Genomic DNA, 14,056 nt, shown 5'->3' with positions numbered 1-14,056 from the left:
AACCCCACAAAAGACGAACGGGCCAGCGCGCGCGGCGACTGGCCCGTGGTCGGACGGATCGGCCACCCACACGGGCGGCCAGCTGCGTCAGGCAGCCGTCGCTGCCGCCGAACCTTGCAGCTGGGCCTTGACGCGCTCGACGATGGCGCCGAACGCCGCCTTGTCGTGGACGGCCATGTCGGCCAACACCTTGCGGTCGATCTCGATCGACGCCTTGCGCAGCCCGTTGGCAAACTGGCTGTAGGTCAAGCCCAACTCGCGCGCCGCGGCGTTGATGCGGGCAATCCAGAGCTGACGGAACACGCGCTTGCGGGCACGGCGGTCACGGTAGGCGTACTGACCCGCCTTCATCACCGCCTGCTTGGCAACGCGAAACACATTCTTGCGGCGGCCACGGAAACCCTTGGCCAGGGCGAGCACCTTCTTGTGGCGGGCGCGTGCGGTTACACCACGTTTGACGCGAGGCATGGATGGACTCCTGGTTCGTTACGGGGCGCCGCCTGTCACAGGCCGGCAAACGGCATCATCTGCGCGATGTGGCCCATGTTCGTCTCATGGACGTTGGCCGGGCCGCGCAGCTGGCGCTTGTTCTTGGTCGTCTTTTTGGTCAGGATGTGGCGCTTGTACGCCTGACCGCGTTTGACGGTGCCACCGGGACGAACGCGAAAGCGCTTCTTCGCGCTGCTCTTGGTCTTCATCTTGGGCATGATGAGTCCTTGTCGTTGAGATTTGTGCTCGTGAGGCGCCCCGGCACACCCGCCAGGGACTTGTTGGCCCCGAGCCACTTGTGGTTGGCCCCCGCACCCGTGCACGGAAGCGGCTTCGCTCGCCGAGCCGACACCGTTTGAAGGCACGAGCCCGACCACGCGAAGCCGCTCATTATAGCAGGCGCTGCACGCCCCCGGCGCGCCGCCCGCCGCTGCGCTGAACTCAGGCTGCCGGCGCTGCCGGGGCGTCGGCCTTACTCGCCGACCCACCCTTTTTGCGCGAGGGCGCGATCATCATGATCATCTGCCGTCCCTCGAGCTTGGGGAACTGCTCGACGACGATGCTGTCGCCCAATTCCTGGCGGATACGCTCCAGCAGCGCCAGACCCAGCTCCTGGTGCGTGATCTCGCGCCCGCGAAAGCGCAGCGTGACCTTGCATTTGTCGCCTTCATCCAGGAAGCGCCGGATGTTGCGCATCTTGACCTGATAGTCCCCCTCGTCAGTCGCGGGACGGAACTTGACTTCCTTGACCTCGATGACCTTTTGCTTGGCCTTGGCCTCGGCCGCCTTCTTTTGCTCGGCGTATTTGAACTTGCCGTAGTCGATCAGGCGACACACGGGGGGCGTGGCCATCGGCGCGATCTCGACCAGATCGACGTCGAGCTCGCCTGCCATGCGCAGGGCCTCCTGGATCGGTACGACGCCGATCTGCTGGCCATCGGGGCCGGTGAGGCGGACTTCGGGGGCAGTGATCTCGCGGTTCAGGCGGTGCTGGCGCTCCTCGCGCTGGCGACGATCACGAAACGAACTGGGACGGGTGGTAGCGATGGTGGGTTTCCTCTTTCAATGTCTGGACGCGATGTCCGAACGCAGGCGTTGCACGAAGTCGGCCACGGGCAGGACACCGAGGTCCTGATTACCGCGCGCTCGCACGGCCACCGTGCCGGCCGCCTTTTCCTTGTCACCAACGACCAGGATGTAAGGCACCTTCTGCAAGGCCTGTTGCCGGATTTTATAGGTGATCTTGTCGTTGCCAAGATCCAGGACTACCCTAAAGCCTTGATCCTGCAGCGTCTTGGCAATTTCGCCACAGTATTCGGCCTGGGCGTCGGTGATATTGAGCACCGCCACCTGCACGGGCGACAGCCACACCGGCAGCGCCCCCGCGTGCTGCTCGATCAAAATGCCAATGAAGCGCTCGAGACTGCCCACGATGGCGCGGTGCAGGATGACGGGGCGCTGGCGGCTGCCGTCTTCGGCCACGTACTCGGCATCGAGCCGCTCGGCCAGGTTGAGGTCGACCTGGATGGTGCCGCACTGCCACTCGCGGCCAATAGCGTCCTTCAGGGTGTATTCGATTTTGGGGCCGTAGAAAGCGCCGTCGCCCTCGGAGATGACGAAGTCGCAGCCGGCGTGGCGCAGGCTATCCATGAGCGCCTGCTCGGCCTTGTCCCACAGCGCGTCCGAGCCGATGCGCGCCGCCGGGCGGGTCGAGACCTTGTACAGGATCTCGGTAAAGCCAAAATCGGCGTACACCTTCTTGAGCAGCCGCGTGAACGCGTCACACTCGGGCAGGATCTGATCTTCGGTGCAAAAGATGTGGCCGTCGTCTTGCGTGAAGCCGCGCACACGCATGATGCCGTGCAGACCACCGGAGGGTTCGTTGCGGTGGCATTGGCCGAACTCACCGTAGCGCAGCGGCAAGTCGCGGTAGCTCTTGATACCCTGCTTGAAAATCAGGATGTGGCCCGGGCAGTTCATCGGCTTGAGCGCGTAGTCGCGCTTTTCCGACTCGGTCACGAACATGTTTTCGCGGTACTTGTCCCAGTGCCCGGTCTTCTCCCACAGCGCCTTGTCCAGGATCTGCGGCCCCTTGACCTCAAGGTAGCCATTGTCGCGATACACCTGGCGCATGTACTGCTCGACCTGCTGCCACAGCGTCCAACCCTTGGGGTGCCAGAACACCAACCCCGGCGCGTGGTCGTCGATATGGAACAGGTCGAGCTCGCGACCGAGCTTGCGGTGGTCGCGCCGCTCGGCCTCCTCCAACATGGTCAGGTATTTTTGCAGATCTTCCTTGCTGGCCCAAGCGGTGCCGTAGATGCGCTGCAGCATCTCGTTGCGGTGGTCGCCACGCCAGTAGGCGCCGGCCACCTTCATCAGCTTGAAGTGCTTGAGCTTGCCGGTGGAGGGCACGTGTGGCCCCCGACACAAATCCTCGAAAGCGCCCTCGCGGTACAAACTCACCTCTTCACCGGGCGGGATGCTCTCGATGATCTCCGCCTTGTAATGTTCGCCCAGCCCTTTGAAGTAGGCGACCGCCTCATCCCGCGGCAGCACGCGGCGCACCACCGGCTCATCGCGGGCGGCCAGCTCGGACATCTTCTGCTCGATCGCCACCAGATCATCGGGCGTGAACGGGCGTTTGTACGAAAAGTCGTAGTAAAAGCCGTTGTCGACCACCGGCCCGATGGTGACTTGGGCGTCCGGGTACAGCTCTTTGACCGCGTAAGCCAACAAGTGTGCAGTCGAATGGCGAATGATCTCCAGCCCTTCCGGATCCTTGGCCGTGAGAATCCAAACGCGGGCATCTCGCTCCAGCCGGTACGACAAGTCCACCAGGCGCGGCTGCGCCTCACCCTCGAACTGCACCTTGCCCGCGATCGCGGCCTTGGCCAGGCCTGGGCCGATGGCAGCGGCAACATCGCCCACGGTCAGCGGGGCGTCGAAAGAGCGTTGGGAACCGTCGGGAAGGGTAATTTGAATCATGTATGGGCTCACTGGCAAGAACTGGTCGGGCCCCGCCTCGGCGCAGACCAGCGCATAACCCTCCATTTTCGCACAGCGTGCCCGCCCCAGCGGTCATCGTCCGCCGTCGCAGCGGCAAAAAAGCGGGCACGCTATCATCCCCGCCATGGTCGGGGCCACGGGGCCGCCACGAGCGGCGGTGGTCCCTCAGGATCCACCCATCCGGCATTTCCATCGTATGCAGATCACCACGGAACAACTGTTCGACCACGCCCGCACCCACAACGCTTGGTTGCCGCGGGAGGTCCCCGACGCGCTGCTGCAGCGGCTGTACGACCTGATGAAATGGGGGCCAACGTCGGCCAATTGCAGCCCGACGCGTATCGTGTTCGTCACGTCGCCGGCTGCCAAGGCAAGACTGCTGCCGTGCTTGATGGAGGGCAACCGTGCCAAGACCGAAGCGGCGCCGGTCACCGCCATCCTCGGCATGGACATGGCTTTCTACGAAAAACTGCCCCAGCTCTTTCCCCACAACCCCGAGGCACGCCGCTGGTTCGAGGGCAACCCCGAGCTGATCCAGACGACCGCCCTGCGCAACGGCAGCCTGCAAGGCGGCTATTTCATTCTGGCGGCGCGCGCATTGGGTCTGGATTGCGGACCCATGAGCGGCTTCGACGCCGCCGCGGTGGATGCCGCCTTTTGGGGCGGCACCACGGTACGCACCAATTTCTTGTGCAACCTGGGCTACGGCGACGCCAGCCAACTGTTCCCACGCGGGCCCCGGCTGCCCTTCGATGAGGCTTGCCGCATCGAGTGATCGGCGGCAGCCGGGGCACCCCCGGGGGTCAGTGGAACTGCTCTTCTTCGGTCGACCCGGCTAGCGCCTTGACGCTGGAGGAGCCGCCCTGGATGACGGTGGTCACGTCGTCGAAGTAGCCCGCGCCCACTTCCTGCTGGTGCGACACGAAGGTGTAGCCCAGCTCGCGCGCCTTGAACTCGGGCTCTTGCACCATGTCCACATAGTGCTTCATGCCCTGGCCGCGCGCGTAGTGGTAGGCGAACATGAACGTGTTGTACCAGTTGATGTGGATGCCGGCCAGCGTGATGAACTGGTACTTGTAGCCCAGCTCGGACAGCTTGTCCTGGAACTCGGCGATCGTCTTGTCGTCGAGGTTTTTCTTCCAGTTGAAGCTGGGCGAGCAGTTGTAAGCCAGCAGCTTGCCGGGGTACTTTTCGTGGATGGCCTGGGCGAACTCACGCGCAAAGCCCAGGTCCGGCGTGCCGGTTTCGCACCACACCAGGTCGGCGTAGGGCGCGTAGGCCACGCCGCGGCTGATGGCCTGCTCCAGACCGTTCTTGACGCGGAAAAAGCCCTCCTGCGTGCGCTCGCCGGTCAGGAACGGACGGTCGTTGGCGTCGTGGTCGCTGGTCAGCAGGTTGGCCGCCTCGGCGTCGGTACGCGCCAGCACGATGGTGGGCACGCCCATCACGTCGGCGGCAAAGCGCGCCGCGATCAGCTTTTCCACCGCTTCCTGCGTCGGCACCAGCACCTTGCCGCCCATGTGGCCGCACTTCTTGACCGCCGCCAGCTGGTCCTCGAAGTGCACGCCCGCCGCGCCCGCGGCGATCATGTTCTTCATCAGCTCGAACGCGTTGAGCACGCCGCCGAAGCCAGCCTCGGCGTCAGCCACGATGGGCAGGAAGTAATCCACATAGCCCGCGTCACCAGGGCCGATGCCACGGCTCCACTGGATTTCGTCGGCGCGCTTGAAGGTGTTGTTAATGCGGCGCACCATCGTCGGCACCGAGTCGTAGGCGTAGAGCGACTGGTCGGGGTACATCGTCTCGGAAGTGTTGGCATCGGCCGCCACCTGCCAGCCCGACAGATACACCGCCTCCAGACCCGCCTTGGCCTGTTGCATCGCCTGACCGGCGGTCACGGCGCCAAAGGCGTTGACGTAGCCCTTCTTGGCTTCGCCGTTGATCAGGCGCCAGAGCTTGTCGGCACCGCGCTTGGCCAGCGTGTGCTCGATTTGCACCGAACCACGCAGCCGCACGACGTCGGCCGCGGTGTAGTTGCGCTTGATGCCCTTCCAGCGCGGGTTTTCGGCCCAGTCTTTTTCGAGGGCGGCAATCTGTTGCTCGCGGGTGAGGTTTTGTGACATGTCGACACTCCTGTGGTGGATGGGATGAAACCGCTCGGGACCATTGCCAGTGGGCTGATGGATACCCTGACCTGTTGCCTACAGTATAAGTCTTATATAAGACACATCACTGGTCTTGTGTCTTATACAAGACATTTTTTGATCTTTTAGAATCAAAGACGTAGCGACGCTATGCCACAATACGAAACCTTATTTCCGTGATACGAAAACTTGCAAATGCGGCGCGCCTCCTTGCTTTCACGATGGCGCAGCAGAGTTTCACCATATGAAAGTAGGGCGATGTCTGGGGCGCCATCGCCTTTGACCGGCGATGGGCCCGCGCCAGAACCCCATCACCGCGCGGTCGGCGCCGCAGACGAGCGCTGCAACTCCCAGCGCGCCGCCAACCGACCCGCGAATATGATGTGTAGGTGGGCGCCATCGGCCTGGGTACTGAGGCGCACGCCCGGCTGCGGCACCGGCTCCACCGCCGCCACTTGCAGCAGCCCCGTCGGCCAGCGCACCTGCAGGTCGGCCTCCATCGGCAGGTAGCCATCCAGATAGCGGCGCATCAGCGGCCCGACGTGCAGCCGCCAGCGCCCATCTTCCAGCGCATCGAGCGCGCGCGAGCGCAGGTCGATGCACACCGTGCCGCCGCGCTGCACCCCGGCTAGCTCGACCCGGTGCCCGTCCACCCAGGCGCGCTCCACCCCTTCCGCGCGCACGATCTCGATGTGTTGCACGCGATCGCGGTTGAACAGCACGACGATGCGCGGGTTGGGGTCGAGTTGCCGGTGGCAGGTCTGCACGCGCACCACCCCATCGCGCAGGCTGGACTCTTCGATCTCGACGCGCGAGTCATAGCGGTACGCGCCCGCGTCAGGTCGCTCGGCCAAAAAGCGCAGCTCACCCTCGCGCGCCACGTCGTCGAGTTCGAGCGGACGTGCGGGCGCCGCCAACGCTGCCATGAGCGTGGCCAACCCGACCGCGCACCTGGTTACCCAACCTTTGCCATCACGCATCGCCATTCCCCGAGCCTCATCGACCTAACCCATTGTGGGCGGCACTTTTCGCCAGGTCTCGAGGGTGGCCAAAAGCCACGCCAGGGATGGGGTTGTCGGGCCAGGGTCAAGCGGCGCCGATGCCCGGCACCAGCGCCCCGGCCGGCTCCCCGCGCCGCAGCGCGGCGGTGAAGGCCAGCATGCGCTCGATCGGCTGCCGCGCGCGGGGAATCAGCGCGGGATCGACATGGATTTCGTTGAGGCCCGTTTCGAGCACCTCCAGCACGCCCCGCAGGCTGTTCATGGCCATCCAGGGACAGTGGGCGCAGCTCTTGCAGGTGGCGCTGTTGCCCGCCGTGGGCGCCTCGATGAAGCGCTTGCCCGGGTTGAGGGCGCGCAGCTTGTGCATCATGCCGTTGTCGGTGGCGACGATGAACACCTCGGCGTCGAGCTCGGCCGCGGCCTTGAGGATCTGCGACGTCGAGCCCACCACGTCGGCTTGCGCCACCACCTCGGCTGGGCTTTCGGGGTGCACCAGCACCTTGGCGCCCGGGTGGTCGCGGCGCAGCTGCTCCAGCTCGAAGGCCTTGAACTCGTCGTGCACCACACACGAGCCGCGCCACAGCACCATGTCGGCACCGGTTTCGCGCTGGATGTAAGCGCCCAGGTGTTTGTCAGGCGCCCACAGGATTTTGTGGCCCGCATCGCGCAGCGCGCGCACGATGTCGAGCGCGCAGCTGGAGGTGACCAACCAGTCCGCTTGCGCTTTGACCGCCGCGCTCGTGTTGGCGTAGACGACCACGGTGCGGTCCGGGTGCTGGGCACGAAACGCCGCAAAATCGTCCGCCGGACAACCCAAGTCGAGCGAGCACGTGGCGTCCAGATCGGGCATGAGCACCGTCTTTTCGGGCGACAGGATCTTGGCCGTCTCGCCCATGAAGCGCACGCCCGAGACGACGAGCGTGCGCGCCGGATGGTCGCGGCCAAAGCGCGCCATCTCCAGGCTGTCGCTCACGATCCCGCCGGTCTCCTCGGCCAGATCCTGCAAGTCCGGGTGCACATAGTAGTGCGACACCATGACGGCGTTGCGCTCGCGCAGCAGCGTGCGGATGCGCGCTTTGAGCGCCTCGCGCTCGGCTGGCGAGGGCTCCTCGGGCACGCGCGCCCACGCGTGGCGCGTGGTGCAGGCGGGCTGTTCGACATCGACTTCGATCAGGGTAGCCATGGTGACATCAAATGGGGTATAGCCGCATCGACAGGTCGATGGCGCGAATGTCCTTGGTCAGGGCACCAACCGAGATGCGGTCGACGCCCGTCTCGGCCAGCGCGCGCACGGTCTGCAGGTTGACGCCTCCGGAAATCTCCAGCACGGCGCCGCCGTCGGGATGGGCGTCGTTGATGCGCACCGCCTCGCGCAGCGTGGCCAAATCCATATTGTCGAGCAAGACGACGCGCGCGCCCGCATCGAGCGCCTCGCGCAACTGCGCCAGCGTCTCGACCTCGATCTGCACGAACAGCGCCTGCGGCGCGAGCGCCTGCACGCGCTCGAGCGCCGCGCGCACACCGCCCGCAGCGGCGATGTGGTTTTCCTTGATGAGCACGGCGTCGTGCAGGCCCATGCGGTGGTTCAGACCGCCCCCCACACGCACCGCGTATTTCTGCGCCACACGCAGACCCGGCAGCGTCTTGCGCGTGTCGCAGATGCGCGCGCGCGTGCCCTGTACCGCTGCCACGAACTGCGCCGTCTGCGTCGCCACCGCCGACAGGGTTTGCAAAAAATTGAGCGCCGTGCGCTCGGCCGACAGCAGCGCGCGCGCCTGCGCCTGCACCTCGAACACCACCGCCCCGGCCGCGACGCGCTCGCCATCGCGCACGTGCCAGCGCCACTGCGCGCTGGGGTCGAGCGCCTGCACGGCGGCGCGCACCCACGGCTCGCCGCACACCACCGCCGGCTCGCGCGCGTTCACCCGCGCCCCCATGCGCAAGTGGGCATCGACCAGCGCGGCCGTCGCGTCACCGGTGCCCACGTCTTCGGCCAGCGCGCGCGCCACGTCGGCGGCCGCCTGGGCAGCGATGTCGGGCAAGGGGGGCTGCAGGGACAGCGGATCGGGACGAGCGGAAGAAGCCATCGTGAAGTGCTACGAAAACGCCAGCCGCTAGCATAGCGGCATTGGCAAGGGCCCTGTATGGAATAGACTTGCGCGTCTCGTCGAGAAGCTGACCATGACCGATCCCACCGCCCGCACCCCCTACGGCACCCTGCCCTCGGCGTCGCCACTGCCGCCGCGCAAGCCCATCAGCCTGCCGCGCCTGCACGAGATGCGCGAGCGCGGCGAAAAAATCGCCATGCTCACCGCGTATGACGCGACGTTCGCCGCGGTGGCCGACCACGCGGGCGTGGATTGCTTGCTGATTGGCGACTCGCTGGGCATGGTGTGCCAGGGGCGACCCAGTACCGTGGGCGTATCCCTGTCCGAGATGGTCTACCACACCGAGTGCGTGGTGCGCGGCGTGCGTCGCGTGCAGGGCACGGTGTGGATCATCGCCGACCTGCCGTTTGGTAGCTACCAAGAATCACGCGAGCAGGCCATGCGCAGCGCCGCCGCCCTCATGCAAGCCGGCGCGCACATGGTCAAGCTCGAGGGTGGCGGCTGGACGGTGGAGACCGTGCGCTTTTTGGTCGAGCGCGGCATCCCCGTGTGCGCCCACCTGGGCCTGACCCCGCAGACCGTGCACGCCATCGGCGGCTATCGGGTGCAAGGCCGCAGCGACGCCGAGGCACAGCAACTGCGCCGCGACGCGCTGGCGCTGCAGGACGCGGGCGCGGCCATGCTGGTGTTGGAGATGGTGCCCGCGGCGCTGGCCGCCGAGATCACGCAGCAGCTGCCGCGCTGTCACACGATCGGCATTGGCTCAGGCTCGGGCACCGCGGGCCAGGTGCTGGTCATGCACGACATGCTGGGCGTGCACTTGGGCAAAACGCCAAAATTCGTGCGCAACTTCATGGACGGGGCGGCCAGCGTGCACGACGCCATGGCCGCCTACGTCGCCGCCGTCAAGAACGGCACCTTCCCCGACAACACCCTGCACGCGTGGTAAACGCCGCTGCCTCATGCAAGTCATCCACACCATCGCCGAACTGCGGCAAGCCCTGGCCCGCTACGACAGCCCCGCCTTCGTGCCCACCATGGGCAATTTGCACGACGGCCACCTGGCCCTGGTGCGGCGTGCGCGCACCCTGGGCGATGTCAGCGTCGTCAGCATCTTCGTCAACCGGCTGCAATTTTTGCCACACGAAGACTTCGACACCTACCCACGCACGCTGGACGCCGACTGTGCCCGGCTGGCCGAGGTCGGCTGCGACATCGTCTTTGCGCCCGCCGAGTCCGAGCTCTACCCGCAGCCGCAGACCTTCAAGGTGCAGCCGCCTGCGGCGCTGGCCGACCTGCTGGAAGGGCACTTCCGCCCGGGCTTTTTCACCGGTGTGTGCACGGTGGTGATGAAGCTGTTCCAGTGTGTGTTTGCCCAAGCCAAAGGCGAGCGCCACGCCGTCTTTGGCAAGAAGGACTACCAGCAGCTCATGATCATCCGGCAGATGGTGCAGCAGTTCGCGCTGCCCATCACCATCCACGGTGGCGAGATCGAGCGTGCCCCGGATGGATTGGCACTGAGCTCTCGCAACGGCTACCTGTCGCCACAGGAACGCGCCGAGGCGCCGCAATTGCTGCTGGCGCTGCGCACGCTGGCCGCGGGCGTGCTGGCGGGCGAGCACAACCTGGCCGCGCTCGAACACCATGCCATGCAGACCTTGGCCGCGCGCGGCTGGCAGCCCGACTACCTGACGGTGCGCCGCCGCGAAGACCTGCAGCCCCCCACCGAGCACGACCTGCAACCCGGTCGGCTGGTGGCCCTGGGGGCTGCGCGCTTGGGGCGCACGCGCTTGATCGACAACTGGGAATTTTGACGCCCGGCCCCGCCGGAGCGCTCATTCGGCCACCGAATCGCGCGCCATCAGGCGCGTGACCGCATCGCGGGGCTGCAAAGTCCCATCGAGCAGCGCCACCACGGCGCCGGTGATGGGCATGCGCACGCCCAGCGCGTGTGCACGTTGCGCCACGGTGCGCGCGCTGTAGACGCCCTCGGCCACGTGCCCCAGCGACGCCACCGCCTGCGCCAGGCTCATGCCCTGCGCCAGCAGCAGGCCGACCTGGCGGTTGCGGCTGAGGTCACCAGTGGCGGTGAGCACCAGATCGCCCAAGCCCGACAGTCCCATGAAGGTCTCGGCCCGTGCCCCCAGCGCCGTGCCCAGGCGCGTGATTTCGGCCAGCCCCCGGGTGATGAGCGCGGCGCGCGCATTGTGCCCCAGGCGCAGCCCGTCGCACAGGCCGGTGGCGATCGCCATCACGTTTTTCACTGCCCCGCCCACCTCGACCCCCACCAGGTCGTCGTTGGCATAAACGCGCAGGTGGCCGCCATGAAACGCCTGCACCAGCGTGGCGCGCACCCCCGCATCGGCACTGGCGGCCACCAACGCCGTGGGCAGGCCGGCCGCGACCTCCTGCGCAAAGCTGGGGCCACTGAGCACACCCACGCGCAGCGCCGGCGCGACACGGGCAGCGATCTCGTGTCCGAGCAGCCCTTCGGCGCTGCCCTCGGGCGGCCGCTCGAAGCCCTTGCACAGCCAGGTCACGGGCACCGCCGCGCGCCCCGCCTCGGGCAACATCCGGGCCAGCCACTGCAGCCACTGGCGCAGCCCGGCCATGGGGGTGGCGACGACGACCAAGTCGGTCTGCGTCAGCCACGGCAGCAGCCCCTCGGGGTCGCCGCCTGCGCACACCAACCCGGGCGGCAGCGGCACCCCGGGCAAATAGCGGGCGTTGACCCGCTCGGCGCGCAGGCGTTCGGCCTGCGCCGGGTCGCGCACCCACAAGTGCACCTGGTGGGTGACGCTGGCGGCCAAGGCCAGTGCCGTGCCCCAGGCACCGGCACCGATCACCGTGATGTGCATGGCGCGATCGCGTGACGCGCGGTCCTCGACGGTCGGTGTGCGCCTTTAGGCGTTGGCGGTCGCGCCGTTGGCCTGCTGGGCCTGCTGCTGCTCGTACATGGCCTGGAAGTTGATCTCAGCCATGTGCACGGGCGGGAAGCCGGCACGGGTGATCAGGTCGGCCACGTTGGCGCGCAGATAGGGGTAGATGATCTGCGGGCAGGCAATGCCCAGGATGGGACCCATCTGCTCCTGCGGCAGATTACGGATCTCGAAAATGCCCGCCTGCTTGCACTCGACCAGAAAGACGGTGCGCTCGCCGATCTTGGTGTGCACGGTGGCCGTCACCCCCACCTCATACACACCGTCGGCCAACGCCTGCGCCTCGACGCCGAGCTGGATGTCGACGCTGGGCTGCTGCTGCTCCAGAAAGATGGCGGGCGAGTTGGGTTGCTCGAGCGACGACTCCTTCAGGTAGACGCGCTGGATTTGAAAAACCGGGGTTTGATCGTCGGACATGGTGACAGGCAGGTTGGGCGGGGACGCCACGGCATGTGGCCCCGCGGGTCGAAAACTCACTGGCGACGCGATCGTCACCCGTGACTGCGCCCGATTATGCCGGAGGATGAGACCGCAGCCCTCGCCCCGGGCGCGCCTACCATCATCGACCGACCGTCAGCGCCCCTGCAGCAAGGGCGCCAGACCGCCCGCCGCGTCCAGCGCGTGCAGGTCGTCGCAGCCGCCGATGTGGCGCCCGTCAATGAAGATCTGCGGCACGCTCGTGCGCCCAACCCGTCGCGCCATTGCTTCGCGCACGTCGGGCCGACCGTCGACGTTGATTTCCTCCCACTCGGTCACGCCGCGCGCGCGCAGCAGCGCCTTGGCACGGTGGCAATAGGGGCAATAGTCACTGCTGTAGATCTGTACGTGCGCCATCGGGGTGTCTCCAGATACGGCATCAGGCCTTTTGCACCGGCAGGCCTGCACTGCGCCAGGCGGCCATGCCCCCTGCCAGCGACACCGCGCGCTCGTAGCCCAATTTCTTGGCGATGGCCACGGCGCGCCGCGAGCGCATGCCCGAGGCACACACCAACACCAGCGGCGTGGCCTTGTTTTTGACCGCCTGGGGCAACTGCTGCTCCAGCGCGTCCAACGGAATGTTGCGCGCGCCCGCGATGTGCCCTCCTGCATACTCTGACGGCGAACAGACGTCGATCACCACCGCTTTTTCGCGGTTGATGAGCTGCACCGCTTGCGTGGGCGTCACCCCGCCCGCAGCGCCACCCGCCGCCGGCCACAACAGCAACACGGCCGAGCCCACGGCCACGGCCACCAAGATCCAGTTCTGCGCAATGAAATCCACTCCGTTTGCCTTCCATCATTGGGTTGAGGGCCCGCGGCCCAACACGGGTGGTATTCTAGAATGTCGCTTTGTCTGGCGTCCGCCGCCGCTCCATACCCCTGCCACCATGCACAAGCTCGTCCTCATCCGCCACGGCGAATCCACCTGGAACCTGGAAAACCGATTCACCGGCTGGACCGACGTCGACCTCACGCCCACCGGCGTGTCGCAGGCGATGTCGGCAGGGCGCCTGCTCAAGGCCGAGGGCTGGGACTTCGACCTGTGCTTTACCAGCGTGCTCAAGCGCGCCATCCACACCCTGTGGTACGCGCTGGACGAGATGGACCGCGCCTGGCTGCCCGTCATCAAAGACTGGCGGCTCAACGAGCGCCACTATGGCGCGCTGCAGGGCCTCAACAAGGCCGACATGGCGCGGCAGTACGGTGAGGAACAGGTGCTCGTGTGGCGCCGCAGCTACGACGTGCCGCCGCCCCCGCTGGATCCCAACGACCCGCGCAGCGAACGCCACGACCGCCGCTATGCGCACCTGCCTCCTGAGCAGATTCCGCTGACCGAGTGCCTCAAGGACACGGTGGCGCGCGTCGTGCCCTACTGGAACGACACCATCGCGCCCGCCATCCGGCGCGGCGAGCGCGTGCTCATCTCGGCGCACGGCAATTCGATCCGCGCGCTCATCAAGCACCTGGATGGTATCTCGGACGCTGACATCGTCGGGCTCAACATCCCCAACGGCATTCCGCTGGTGGTCGAGTTCGACGATGACCTGCGTCCGCTGCGCCGCTACTATCTGGGTGATGCGGCCGCGGCCGAGGCGGCAGCAGCAGCCGTGGCCCACCAAGCCAAGGCCTGACGAAAGCGCCCAATATCGCCAGGCCCGTCCGGAACCGGGCGAGCGCAGCGGCGCTCCAAGAGGTATATTGAGGCGTCGATTGACGAACGGGACTGTCATGGGGCACAAATTGAAGATTGCCGGTTGGATCGCGCTGGGGGCGCTGGCGGGCGCATTGACGACCGTGCAACTACAAGCCACGGCGCGCGCATCGCTGGCGCCATTGCCGTTGGAAGAGCTGCAGCAGCTCGCAGCGGTCTTCGGCATGATCAAGAC

Annotated in this window: 16 protein-coding genes and 1 pseudogene; 5 read left to right on the top strand and 12 right to left on the bottom strand. The window is 66.6% G+C overall.

Annotation, left to right across the window (positions count from 1 at the left end):
* Positions 1-87: 87 nt before the first annotated feature.
* The 4 genes from rplT to thrS all read right to left on the bottom strand — a co-directional run bounded on the left by rplT (position 88) and on the right by thrS (position 3,477).
* On the bottom strand, positions 88-468 hold the full coding sequence (gene rplT / locus Q0716_RS05350) for a 50S ribosomal protein L20 (protein ID WP_299020516.1): 381 nt from the start codon (positions 466-468) through the stop codon (positions 88-90).
* Positions 469-503: 35 nt separating this feature from the next.
* Positions 504-707 (bottom strand): 50S ribosomal protein L35, encoded by a 204-nt coding sequence (gene rpmI / locus Q0716_RS05345; RefSeq protein WP_299020512.1) that lies wholly within the window; start codon positions 705-707, stop codon positions 504-506.
* A gap of 223 nt (positions 708-930) precedes the next feature.
* Complete coding sequence (infC, locus tag Q0716_RS05340) at positions 931-1,536, bottom strand: translation initiation factor IF-3 (RefSeq protein WP_299020554.1); 606 nt, start codon at positions 1,534-1,536, stop codon at positions 931-933.
* Positions 1,537-1,551: 15 nt separating this feature from the next.
* Positions 1,552-3,477, bottom strand: a complete 1,926-nt coding sequence (gene thrS, locus Q0716_RS05335) for a threonine--tRNA ligase (protein ID WP_299020510.1) — start codon at positions 3,475-3,477, stop codon at positions 1,552-1,554.
* A 217-nt stretch (positions 3,478-3,694) separates the two neighbouring features.
* Here thrS and Q0716_RS05330 point away from each other — a divergent pair, with 217 nt between their 5' ends.
* Positions 3,695-4,273: a malonic semialdehyde reductase gene (locus tag Q0716_RS05330; RefSeq protein ID WP_299020507.1), complete on the top strand. Its 579-nt coding sequence runs from the start codon at positions 3,695-3,697 to the stop codon at positions 4,271-4,273.
* A 28-nt stretch (positions 4,274-4,301) separates the two neighbouring features.
* Here the strand turns inward: Q0716_RS05330 and aceA are convergent, their stop codons facing one another.
* The 4 genes from aceA to nadC form a co-directional block, all read right to left on the bottom strand.
* Positions 4,302-5,621 (bottom strand): isocitrate lyase, encoded by a 1,320-nt coding sequence (gene aceA / locus Q0716_RS05325; protein ID WP_299020504.1) that lies wholly within the window; start codon positions 5,619-5,621, stop codon positions 4,302-4,304.
* Between the two features lie 332 nt (positions 5,622-5,953).
* Positions 5,954-6,568, bottom strand: a complete 615-nt coding sequence (locus tag Q0716_RS05320) for a hypothetical protein (protein WP_299020501.1) — start codon at positions 6,566-6,568, stop codon at positions 5,954-5,956.
* 160 nt (positions 6,569-6,728) lie between these two features.
* Positions 6,729-7,826 carry a quinolinate synthase NadA gene (nadA, locus tag Q0716_RS05315; protein ID WP_299020498.1) on the bottom strand — a complete coding sequence of 366 codons (1,098 nt, stop codon included), beginning with the start codon at positions 7,824-7,826 and terminating at the stop codon, positions 6,729-6,731.
* 7 nt (positions 7,827-7,833) lie between these two features.
* On the bottom strand, positions 7,834-8,730 hold the full coding sequence (nadC, locus tag Q0716_RS05310) for a carboxylating nicotinate-nucleotide diphosphorylase (protein ID WP_299020496.1): 897 nt from the start codon (positions 8,728-8,730) through the stop codon (positions 7,834-7,836).
* A 94-nt stretch (positions 8,731-8,824) separates the two neighbouring features.
* Here nadC and panB point away from each other — a divergent pair, with 94 nt between their 5' ends.
* Both panB and panC read left to right on the top strand, forming a co-directional pair.
* The gene (gene panB, locus Q0716_RS05305) at positions 8,825-9,700 is read left to right on the top strand and encodes a 3-methyl-2-oxobutanoate hydroxymethyltransferase (protein WP_299020493.1); all 876 of its coding nucleotides are present in this window, start codon (positions 8,825-8,827) and stop codon (positions 9,698-9,700) included.
* Positions 9,701-9,713: 13 nt separating this feature from the next.
* Positions 9,714-10,565, top strand: coding sequence for a pantoate--beta-alanine ligase (gene panC, locus Q0716_RS05300; protein ID WP_299020490.1), 852 nt, complete (start codon positions 9,714-9,716; stop codon positions 10,563-10,565).
* 21 nt (positions 10,566-10,586) lie between these two features.
* Here the strand turns inward: panC and Q0716_RS05295 are convergent, their stop codons facing one another.
* From Q0716_RS05295 to Q0716_RS05280, 4 genes are all read right to left on the bottom strand, one after another.
* Complete coding sequence (locus Q0716_RS05295; RefSeq protein ID WP_299020487.1) at positions 10,587-11,609, bottom strand: NAD(P)H-dependent glycerol-3-phosphate dehydrogenase; 1,023 nt, start codon at positions 11,607-11,609, stop codon at positions 10,587-10,589.
* A gap of 45 nt (positions 11,610-11,654) precedes the next feature.
* Positions 11,655-12,107, bottom strand: a complete 453-nt coding sequence (gene secB / locus Q0716_RS05290) for a protein-export chaperone SecB (RefSeq protein WP_299020484.1) — start codon at positions 12,105-12,107, stop codon at positions 11,655-11,657.
* Between the two features lie 156 nt (positions 12,108-12,263).
* The gene (gene grxC / locus Q0716_RS05285; protein ID WP_299020481.1) at positions 12,264-12,524 is read right to left on the bottom strand and encodes a glutaredoxin 3; all 261 of its coding nucleotides are present in this window, start codon (positions 12,522-12,524) and stop codon (positions 12,264-12,266) included.
* A gap of 22 nt (positions 12,525-12,546) precedes the next feature.
* Positions 12,547-12,951, bottom strand: coding sequence for a rhodanese-like domain-containing protein (locus Q0716_RS05280; RefSeq protein WP_299020479.1), 405 nt, complete (start codon positions 12,949-12,951; stop codon positions 12,547-12,549).
* Positions 12,952-13,057: 106 nt separating this feature from the next.
* Between Q0716_RS05280 and gpmA the strand changes: the two genes are divergently transcribed.
* Positions 13,058-13,801 carry a 2,3-diphosphoglycerate-dependent phosphoglycerate mutase gene (gpmA, locus tag Q0716_RS05275; protein WP_299020477.1) on the top strand — a complete coding sequence of 248 codons (744 nt, stop codon included), beginning with the start codon at positions 13,058-13,060 and terminating at the stop codon, positions 13,799-13,801.
* A gap of 97 nt (positions 13,802-13,898) precedes the next feature.
* Positions 13,899-14,056 (top strand): annotated as a pseudogene (locus Q0716_RS05270) (peptidase S41); the annotation flags it as partial.

Origin of the sequence: uncultured Tepidimonas sp. (assembly GCF_938045175.1) — a bacterium.
Taxonomy (GTDB): domain Bacteria; phylum Pseudomonadota; class Gammaproteobacteria; order Burkholderiales; family Burkholderiaceae_C; genus Tepidimonas.
The sequence above is the reverse complement of the archived record's forward strand: the minus strand, read 5'-3'. Positions and strand labels throughout refer to the sequence as shown.

Coding starts and splice junctions, on each gene's coding strand:
- Q0716_RS05330 (WP_299020507.1), top strand. CDS start 3,695: ATGCAGATCACCACGGAACAACTGTTCGACCACGCCCGCACCCACAAC.
- aceA (WP_299020504.1), bottom strand. CDS start 5,621: ATGTCACAAAACCTCACCCGCGAGCAACAGATTGCCGCCCTCGAAAAA.
- Q0716_RS05320 (WP_299020501.1), bottom strand. CDS start 6,568: ATGGCAGCGTTGGCGGCGCCCGCACGTCCGCTCGAACTCGACGACGTG.
- gpmA (WP_299020477.1), top strand. CDS start 13,058: ATGCACAAGCTCGTCCTCATCCGCCACGGCGAATCCACCTGGAACCTG.
- grxC (WP_299020481.1), bottom strand. CDS start 12,524: ATGGCGCACGTACAGATCTACAGCAGTGACTATTGCCCCTATTGCCAC.
- rpmI (WP_299020512.1), bottom strand. CDS start 707: ATGCCCAAGATGAAGACCAAGAGCAGCGCGAAGAAGCGCTTTCGCGTT.
- rplT (WP_299020516.1), bottom strand. CDS start 468: ATGCCTCGCGTCAAACGTGGTGTAACCGCACGCGCCCGCCACAAGAAG.
- secB (WP_299020484.1), bottom strand. CDS start 12,107: ATGTCCGACGATCAAACCCCGGTTTTTCAAATCCAGCGCGTCTACCTG.
- nadA (WP_299020498.1), bottom strand. CDS start 7,826: ATGGCTACCCTGATCGAAGTCGATGTCGAACAGCCCGCCTGCACCACG.
- panB (WP_299020493.1), top strand. CDS start 8,825: ATGACCGATCCCACCGCCCGCACCCCCTACGGCACCCTGCCCTCGGCG.
- thrS (WP_299020510.1), bottom strand. CDS start 3,477: ATGATTCAAATTACCCTTCCCGACGGTTCCCAACGCTCTTTCGACGCC.
- panC (WP_299020490.1), top strand. CDS start 9,714: ATGCAAGTCATCCACACCATCGCCGAACTGCGGCAAGCCCTGGCCCGC.
- Q0716_RS05295 (WP_299020487.1), bottom strand. CDS start 11,609: ATGCACATCACGGTGATCGGTGCCGGTGCCTGGGGCACGGCACTGGCC.
- nadC (WP_299020496.1), bottom strand. CDS start 8,730: ATGGCTTCTTCCGCTCGTCCCGATCCGCTGTCCCTGCAGCCCCCCTTG.